This is a genomic window from Anaerophaga thermohalophila str. Valhall, from assembly GCF_000250735.1.
Classification (GTDB): domain Bacteria; phylum Bacteroidota; class Bacteroidia; order Bacteroidales; family Marinilabiliaceae; genus Anaerophaga; species Anaerophaga thermohalophila_A.
Map to the genome: position 1 here is coordinate 1 of NZ_AHZV01000047.1, position 6,362 is coordinate 6,362.

4 protein-coding genes are annotated in these 6,362 nt (G+C 41.1%); 2 read left to right on the forward strand and 2 right to left on the reverse strand.

All coding sequences use genetic code 11. The features are described from left to right. Positions 1 to 423 precede the first annotated feature (423 nt). Complete coding sequence (locus tag OQ5_RS0101965; RefSeq protein WP_016775881.1) at positions 424 to 1,494, forward strand: radical SAM protein; 1,071 nt, start codon at positions 424 to 426, stop codon at positions 1,492 to 1,494. A gap of 424 nt (positions 1,495 to 1,918) precedes the next feature. Here the strand turns inward: OQ5_RS0101965 and OQ5_RS0101970 are convergent, their stop codons facing one another. Next, the gene (locus tag OQ5_RS0101970; protein ID WP_016775882.1) at positions 1,919 to 3,115 is read right to left on the reverse strand and encodes an ATP-binding protein; all 1,197 of its coding nucleotides are present in this window, start codon (positions 3,113 to 3,115) and stop codon (positions 1,919 to 1,921) included. Between the two features lie 257 nt (positions 3,116 to 3,372). Here OQ5_RS0101970 and OQ5_RS0101975 point away from each other — a divergent pair, with 257 nt between their 5' ends. Beyond that, complete coding sequence (locus OQ5_RS0101975) at positions 3,373 to 4,515, forward strand: ATP-binding protein (RefSeq protein ID WP_016775883.1); 1,143 nt, start codon at positions 3,373 to 3,375, stop codon at positions 4,513 to 4,515. A 93-nt stretch (positions 4,516 to 4,608) separates the two neighbouring features. On the opposite strand, the gene OQ5_RS0101980 is transcribed toward OQ5_RS0101975, so the two are convergent. Then, a complete protein-coding gene (locus OQ5_RS0101980) occupies positions 4,609 to 5,853 on the reverse strand; it encodes an ABC transporter permease (RefSeq protein ID WP_016775884.1) in 1,245 nt (414 codons plus the stop codon). Between the last annotated feature and the right edge of the window lie 509 nt (positions 5,854 to 6,362).

The window sequence follows — 6,362 nt, forward strand, 5'->3', positions numbered from 1 at the left end:
TTAAGGCTGAGGTTAAGGCTGGGGATTACCCATAACTTGAGCAAATCAAATACGAAAAAAACAATTTATCAAAACCATGCGCTGCAATAAAGGTTGCCTGAAAAAACTATTTTTTACTCTGTGGGCCTCTGTGTTTACTCCGTGAAACTCTGTGAAACAAAAAAATACAGGGATTAGTATCAGATTCTTCACTTTGAATTAGCACCCCGAATAAGTCTGACATATAGTTTATCTTGTGAGCAAAAAAAGTAAAAGCCCGCGCGGCTTGAGCGCAAAAAGTTAAATGCTTTTTTGTCGGATAGCAGTAATGAGTGCGGTATAATAAGCATATTTTTGTCAAAACAACACAGAGTTTGGCAACAAAGATGCTTTTTAGACCGGGCTCAGTAATCTTAAATATAAAAATCTAACCATCTATTGTTAATGAAACGCCGCAAAATTAAAAAGGGGATATACCGGCTAATCCATCTTCCTGGTGGTATCAACTTCCTAAAGTATAGCGGGAATAAGGTAACGCATTATTTCAGAAAGTTATCCGGCTCATTGGATGTTGCCCATCCCTCCACCATTATGCTCGAAGTGACCAATCATTGTAATTTGCATTGTATTACCTGTCCAAGGGAATATGATTACGGGAAAGAGATGGACAAAGGTGACATGAATATTGCATTACTGAAGAGGCTGGTGGATGAAGCTTATCCATATATCGATTCTATTGGCCTGACCGGTATGGGAGAGCCGTTGCTTTATCCTCACCTGCCCAATGCCCTTGAATATGTCAAGTCAAAGAACCGCGGCATACTGACCAACATTTCCACGAATGCCACTTTGCCACGGGCACCGGAAATTATTGATGCCATCAAAACCAACCTTGACACCATTCAGATTTCGATTGATGGCATTGGTGATGTTTACAACAATATCCGCAAAAATGCCGATTATGATGATTTTATAGATAAGGTCACTCAAATTCAGTCCCTGACAAAAGATTCAGGAACCGACCTGACTTTCAACATGGTAGTAGTGAAAGAAAATTATCACCAGATGAGCGAACTTATCGAGTTGGCAGCAGAGAAGGGATTTGCTAATCTGACGTTTACGATATTTAACCTGGCTTCGGTGACCGATGTAGGTCTTGAATATTATGAATTCTATAAATTTCCCGAGTTCCGGGAAGCATACAGGCAGGCTCAGGAAAAAGCAAAACAACATCCCGAACTGGATGTGTTTTTCCAGGATATTGATCGCCCTGGAAGTTTTCAAAACTGCCCTTTCCCGTGGACACATTTTTATGTGACCTGGAATGGCGAAGTACCGCCCTGTTGTGCCAAGCCTTTCCCCAAAGAGTTATCATTTGGTAGTGTCGTGGAGCAACCGTTAATGAATGTGCTTAACTCTGATGGATTTAAGGACTTCAGGAGGATGTGGAAAGATGGCGAAACACCGGCGTTTTGCAGGAAATGTCATTTTATTATGGCGGGGACAGACGATTGAAAATCAGAGGTCTTACCATGGTTTGTTCGGCATTCTTTCGAAGATTACCCTGAAATTGAAAGACAGGATTAGGGGGTACGCGAAAGGGGTAAGTTCACCACAGATTCTTGCAAGCAAGCGGTATAGCCGAGCGACACCGATTAACACAGATTTTCAATTTTCAATTATCAATGACCAATGATCAATAGAGGCTAAGGCTAAGGTAGAGGTTGAGAGAAGGAGATTTGCTATAACTTGCTAATTACCAATTAACCAGCAACCAGCACCCAGCACCCAGCACCCAGCAACCAGCACCCAGCAACCAGCACCCAGCAGCAACAGAGGCTAAGGTTAAGGTTAAGGCTGAGGATTACCCATAACTTAAGCAAATCAAATACGAAAAAAACAATTTATCCAAAACCGTGCGGAGGGGTACCCCTTCCAGTCAATACAAAAAACCAAACAACCATAATGGAATTTTATTCTCAAATCCGTACTCAATATTATCAGAAACTATCCAGGCCTTTTGAAGATTAGATATTTGTTTTCCCGTTTTATTTTTGCCCCCGATTTCAAACAAATATTCACCATCAATTAGGAAGTCAGTTTTATCCGAAAGCTCAGCCCGATGATGATATTTTAACTGATTGAGAAAGAAAGTTTCGCGAAGGTTTCCTTTATCCGGGTTTTCAGAAGCCAAAGTGTACATCAGATTGGTATTTTCCAAATATATTTTATTTGGCTTTTGCAACCGGCTGATCCCCTTCGTATTTTTCCAGGCAAGAGCAATCAGCTGTGCTTCCTGCAGGTAATGCAGATAATGAAGCAGGGTTTCCCTGTTAAGTCCGGTACGTTCACTTAATTTGGAAATGTTGGGCGTAAAAGGAGCCGATTCAGTAATAATAAACAGCAGCTGTTTCAGCTTATGTGTATAGGCAATATTCACATTTCTTAATCTGGGTAACTCGGTCTCCAGAATTAAATTTATCACCTCTTCAAGCCTAATATGATAAACGTCAGTTAACTCCTGATAAAACGGGTAATAACCATATTTCAGGTAATCAGTGAAGTATTTTAAGGGTTTTATTTTTGAAACAATATCCGGAACAAGCTTTTCATGTTCATATAAAATTTGTTTTAAAGAGAGTTCTTCAAAGGTAATATTGGTTTCTAATGCCAGGAATTCCCGAAAAGACAATCCCTGCATGTTGTATATTAGAGCACGCCGGCTAAGGTCTGCATTTGCGTTAAGTATTTCAAGGAGAGAAGAGCCGGTAAAAACTACTTTTAATTCGGGATAGTCGTCATAAATATTTTTAATTTCCATTGACCATCCGGGATATTTATGAACTTCATCAAGAAATAGATATTTTCCGCCCTCTTTGGCAAAACCATCAGCAAGATCAATCAATTTATTTTCGCCGAACCATATATTGTCGAGACTGACATAAAGTGTTGATTGGAGATCATTCTCAAAATTTAGTTTAATATACTGAAGTAAAAGTGTGGTTTTTCCAACACCGCGAGAGCCTTTTATTCCAATGAGGCGGGCATCCCAGTTAATTTTGTCCATAATACTACGAACAAACTTAACCTGGGATAGGGCTATCTTTTTTCTGAATATTTCCTTTAGCTTTTGCATTCTCTCTATTTTAGGTTAGTAAAAGTAAGGAATTTTCATGCTATGGCAAACAAATAATGCTCGTTTTTGTTTGACAGAACAAACAGCCCGGTGTCATTCTGAAAAGGTAACGACGAAGAATCTCTTCCCGACGATCAATCACTGCATACCAGGGGGTAATCAAACAATTTTTGGAAATAAATATTTGGAATCACTGTGGATTTCCCATATATTTCTTTCAAAAATCATGACAATTAAAAGTTAAACCTTCAAATATCATGTATATTAGAAAGCAAATATTTGAAAAATCAGGAAGGGAAAGTTTCTTTCTGTGGGGAGCCAGGCAAACAGGGAAGAGTACTTTGCTAAAAAATATGTATCCGGATTCGCTTTGGTTCGACTTGCTGCAAACCGATGTGTTTGAAAGACTTTACAGAGAACCGGCACAGTTGCGGGAAATAGTAATGGCCTCAGATTTGAGCACTCCTGTTGTGATCGATGAAATACAAAAGATTCCTGCATTATTAGACGAAATCCACTGGTTAATAGAAAATAATAAGACGCAATTTATATTAAGTGGTTCCAGCCCCCGCAAAATTCTGAGTTCCAAAGCCAATCTTTTGGGAGGCAGAGCATTGAGGTATGAGCTTTATCCTTTGGTGAGCAGCGAAATACCAGACTTTGATCTTATGCGGGCGTTAAATCATGGCTTGTTGCCTCGCCATTATCTGTCGGATCACCCTGAACGGTTAATTTCGGCATATATTGGCAATTATCTGCAGGATGAAATTATGGCTGAGGCCAGAATCAGAAAAGTCTCGACATTTTCAAGGTTTCTTGAAACTGCAGCTTTTTCTAATGGTGAAATGGTCAATTATTCAAAAATAGCTTCGGAGTGTGGGGTTAGTGCTCCTACAATAAGAGAATATTTTCAAATTCTGGAAGATACTTTGACGGGCAGTTTTCTGCCATCTTTTCAGAAGAGGCCTAAAAGAAGAGTGATACATGCGCCGAAGTTTTATTTTTTCGATGTGGGGATTGTCAATTATTTGTTGAGGCGGGGAGAAATAAAACCCCGAAGCGAGATGTTTGGAAATGCTTTTGAGCATTTTATTTATCAGGAAATTCGTGCCCATAGGCATTATTCAGGAATTGAATACCCTGTTTATTATTGGCGTACAGCCTCTCAAATTGAAATAGATTTTGTTCTTGGAGACCATGAAATTGCAATTGAGGTAAAATCAACAGATAATGCCGGGAAGAGACATATTAAAGGATTGCAGTATTTCGAAGATGAGTATAATGTCAGGCAATCTATTCTGGTCTCTAATGATCCATTCCCACGCAAGATTGGAACTATTAGTATTTTGCCCTGGAAAATATTTCTTCAGAAACTGTGGAATGGTGAACTGATAAAATAAGGTAATATCCCGAGTGGTGGAGATTCTTCGCTCCGCTCAGAATAACAGAACTTTGAGTGTCATTCTGAGGAGGTACGACGAAGAATCTCTTCCTCACTCAAATCTGATTGCCTTCACAGGTGATATCTTGGCTACCAGGTAAGAGGGACCGGTCATCATCAGAAAAATAGCAATAATGGCACCGGCATTTAGAAGGAGAACGGATGCCCAGGTGAGATGAATGGGCACGGTTTCGAGAAAATAATTGTCGGGGTTCAGCTTAATGAAACCGAACCGGGATTGCAGCCAGCAAAAGGCCAGTCCGATAAGGTTTCCCCAAAATAATCCCTTAAGAGCAATATTCCCGGCCAAAATCAAAAAAACTTTCCGCAAGGGCCAGTCGGCAATACCCATGGCTTTCAGAACACCAATCATGTTGGTGCGTTCAAGGATCAGAATTAACAACCCGGTGATCATATTAAAGCCGGCCACCAGTATTATAAGGCCAATAATAACGGCAATGTTCATATCCAGCAGGTCGAGCCATCCGAATATCTGCGGCTGCGTTTGTTTGATGGTGCGGGTTCGCAGCATTGTGCCTTCGGGCGAAATGTGTGCCGATACTACATCTGCTACCAGACTGCCTGTTTCCATAATGTCTTCAAAGCTGCCGGTAAGCAGCTCATAACCGGATATCTGGTCATAACTCCAGTTGTTGAGGCGTTGAACCTGCCGGATGTCACATATTACGAATGTTTCGTCCAACTCGGGCAGGTTGCTGTCGAAGATTCCTTCCACGGTAAAATTCCGGGCCCTTATTTGTTCTTCGAAGAAATACATCGGGGCTTTGTCGCCAACTTTTAAATGCAGCATACGGGCAATGTCGTCAGAGATTAGTATGCCGTTGGATGTTTTGTCATCGGCGAGTGTCAGTGTGTCTCCCTCTTCAATAATTGTTCGAAAAAACGACCAGTCGAATTCTGCTCCTACACCCCTCAAAACAACTCCCTGCATCTGATCCTGGGTTTTTATAATGCCCGGTTTTGTTGCAAAACGTTGAATGTGCAGTACACCCGGCACATCGGCCAGTTCTTTTTCCAATACGGTGTTCTGATCTATCGGGTTGGTCTCATAACTAAGGTTAAAGTCGTAGCTGATAACCTGTATGTGACTTCCGAAACCAATGATCTTTTCTCTTATCTCCCGCTGAAACCCCATTCCCGTAGCAACGGATATAATCATCACCACCATCCCCAGAATGATCCCGGCAATGGCGACCTTAACAACCGGTCCTGCCAGCCGTTTCCCGGAAATGCCCCCTGTTTGTATCCTTTTTGCTATGAAATATTCTGGTTTCATCCGTTTGAGATTTAGTTCCCCATGCTCTCTGCCTGTTGCCTGTCGGTTACTTTCAGCAAACTATTTCCTGCTCAGTAATGCCTTCTACTTTTTCACCTTTTCACCCTTCCACCTTTCCTTCCTGCTCCCTGCCCCATGCCCCATATTGTGACTAAACAAAGATAAGAATTTTGTTGTGTCGCTACTGTCCCGTTAAAGATGATTCGGACTATAAAGTCGAGAAAGTTTTTTACTTCTCATGTGTCTGTTCAGAAAGTGCCAATTGCAAGGCTTGCGAAGCCGCCAAAATGGGCGACTTTAATACGGATAAAAATTTCTTTTTAAGGCCGTATTGAACTCGCAAATATTTCCAATAGAAAGTCTTTATGCTGGTTTGAGAAATCACAGCTATGCTCTCGTTTCAAGGCCTTGCGCAATGGCCGGAAATTTTGGCTTTCGCGGGCGGAAAGGTTTAAACGGACCAGACTTTTTTCGTTCTTTTTGGGGCAATGCCAAAAAGGACAATAAAA

What these genes read in the sequence shown, in the direction of transcription:
- OQ5_RS0101965 (WP_016775881.1), top strand. Translation starts at nt 424, where the DNA reads ATGAAACGCCGCAAAATTAAAAAGGGGATATACCGGCTAATCCATCTT.
- OQ5_RS0101970 (WP_016775882.1), bottom strand. Translation starts at nt 3,115, where the DNA reads ATGCAAAAGCTAAAGGAAATATTCAGAAAAAAGATAGCCCTATCCCAG.
- OQ5_RS0101975 (WP_016775883.1), top strand. Translation starts at nt 3,373, where the DNA reads ATGTATATTAGAAAGCAAATATTTGAAAAATCAGGAAGGGAAAGTTTC.
- OQ5_RS0101980 (WP_016775884.1), bottom strand. Translation starts at nt 5,853, where the DNA reads ATGAAACCAGAATATTTCATAGCAAAAAGGATACAAACAGGGGGCATT.